We start from the raw sequence: 237 nt of genomic DNA on the forward strand, positions 1-237 counted from the left end.
AAAAGATGCCACTGCTTTTTCAACTTTTTCCACAGTCCCTGCTTCTTGAGCGAGATCAAAAAGCGCCTGCGCATAGCGTTTGTCTACCAATGGCAACGGTATAAGAGAAAATGAATCTGACACGAAATACCGCCTTTTTCCCTTGAGCGAATCTCTGATAGTTACCAGACGAAGATAGTTATCAGATGAAATAAATCAGACACCCTAAATCTTAAGAATACTCTTCTTAAAACCTAG

Annotated in this window: 1 protein-coding gene; it reads right to left on the reverse strand. The window is 40.1% G+C overall.

What is annotated here, in order from left to right:
* The coding region (locus ACFILZ_RS10115; RefSeq protein WP_375682396.1) for a F0F1 ATP synthase subunit delta at positions 1-123 on the reverse strand (123 nt) is incomplete at its 3' end.
* Positions 124-237 lie beyond the last annotated feature (114 nt).

The organism is Bartonella sp. AP40SXNS (genome assembly GCF_042195825.1).
Classification (GTDB): domain Bacteria; phylum Pseudomonadota; class Alphaproteobacteria; order Rhizobiales; family Rhizobiaceae; genus Bartonella.